This window comes from Synechococcus sp. R6-7, assembly GCF_047461695.1.
Classification (GTDB): Bacteria; Cyanobacteriota; Cyanobacteriia; order Thermostichales; family Thermostichaceae; genus Thermostichus.
On record NZ_JANSHS010000039.1, the window covers coordinates 1 to 1,716 of the forward strand.

Below are 1,716 nucleotides of genomic sequence, written 5' to 3' on the forward strand. Positions count from 1 at the left end.
TTTATCCAACATCATTTTCGCCACTTCAACGCCGCCGCGCTGCTGGATGCAGCCAAAGGTTATTGTGCTCACCTGGAAAAGGGCGGCAAAATGATGGTGACCCTGGCCGGCGCCATGAGCACAGCGGAGCTGGGCCTTTCCCTAGCGGAAATGATCCGGCAGGGTAAGGTTCACGCCATCTCCTGCACCGGCGCCAACCTAGAAGAGGACATCTTTAACCTCATCGCCCATGAGTTCTACGAGCGGGTGCCCCACTACCGCGATCTTAGCCCGCAGCAGGAGCAGGAGCTGCTGGAGCGGCACCTGAACCGGGTAACCGATACCTGCATTCCCGAAGAGGAGGCGATGCGGCGCCTAGAAAAAGCCCTCTTGGAAGAGTGGATGGCTGCCGACCAGGCCGGGGAACACTACTTCCCGCACGAGTTTATCTACCGCATCCTGCGCAGCGGCCGGCTGGAGCCCTACTACCAAATTAATCCCCGGGATTCTTGGGTTTACGCCGCTATGGAGGCCAACTTGCCCATCTATGTGCCGGGATGGGAAGACTCCACCACCGGCAACATGTATGCCGCCCACTGCATCACGGGTGAGATCCGCAATGTGCATACCGTCCGCACAGGGATCGAGTACATGATCCACCTGGCGGACTGGTACACGCACACCTCGGCGGAGTGCTCCATTGGCTTCTTTCAAATTGGCGGCGGCATTGCTGGGGATTTCCCCATTTGTGTGGTGCCCATGCTCCATCAAGATCTGGGTCGCCAGGGCGTACCCCTGTGGGGCTATTTCTGCCAGATCAGCGACTCCACCACCAGCTACGGTTCCTACTCGGGGGCAGTGCCCAATGAGAAGATCACCTGGGGCAAATTGGGGATCGACACCCCCAAATTTGTCATCGAGTCGGATGCCACCATCGTGGCGCCTTTGATCTTCGCCTGGGTGCTGGGGTGGTGAGAGAAGCGGAATCAATCCATATGCCCGTCAGCGGATGCCGAGCGGGGCCAGCGGGACAAAAGGATCGCAGCTTCCCAGCGGCGCAGATCCTGGGCGATGCGCAGGGGCGTGAGGCCGTAGCCGTCCGGCTCGTCGATCTCGGAGCCATGTTCCAGCAGCAGCCGAACGACCTCGGGGTTGCCGGACCAAGCGGCAAAATGCAGGGGAAGGCCACCGGCGCCAAAACGAGCATTCACCTCGGCCCCTCCCTGGAGCAGGGCTTTCGTAACCTCAGGGTTGCCCAGGCGAGCGGCTTGGTGCAGTGGGCTGGCTCCCCCATAGTCCGGTCGATTGGGATCCGCCCCCGCTGCCAGCAAAAGACGGGCGTTGAGGCCGCTTTCTACGAAAAACAGGGCTGTCTTGCCCCGCTCATCGACGGCGTTGGCGTCTTTCCCCAGCCAGAGAGCCAGTTGCAGCCGCAGCGGGTTGGCTTGGGCCAAGGCTTGTGGATCTTCTGCCAAGGTGTGACCGTAGAGGCCCAAGCCCCCCACCACCATTAGGGATCCCAGTCCGACAGCGATTTTTAGGACCTGACCTCGCATAGCCCTATTCCTCAAAGAAAAGGATGGCGAGCCCCTGCCTGGGCAGAGCCTGGGCCGAGAGCAGCAACGGGTTGCTGAGGGCAGGTTGCGGGGCAGCAGCGGGGAAGAGACGCAAAAACTCCTGCAGCGGCAGCAGCTCGCATTGGGATTCCTCGGCGGCGGCCGTGCGATACATGGTGGG

Annotated in this window: 2 protein-coding genes; one reads left to right on the plus strand and one right to left on the minus strand. The window is 61.2% G+C overall.

Annotated features, from left to right (window positions below; genetic code table 11):
- Nucleotides 1-954: deoxyhypusine synthase family protein (locus tag NW815_RS01655; RefSeq protein WP_414415646.1), on the plus strand; the 954-nt coding region annotated here is incomplete at its 5' end.
- An 11-nt stretch (nt 955-965) separates the two neighbouring features.
- On the opposite strand, the gene NW815_RS01660 is transcribed toward NW815_RS01655, so the two are convergent.
- A complete protein-coding gene (locus tag NW815_RS01660; protein ID WP_414389452.1) occupies nt 966-1,535 on the minus strand; it encodes an ankyrin repeat domain-containing protein in 570 nt (189 codons plus the stop codon).
- Nucleotides 1,536-1,716 lie beyond the last annotated feature (181 nt).

Bases quoted from the DNA above. Each gene is read 5' to 3' on its own strand.
- NW815_RS01660 (WP_414389452.1), bottom strand. From the start codon at position 1,535: ATGCGAGGTCAGGTCCTAAAAATCGCTGTCGGACTGGGATCCCTAATG.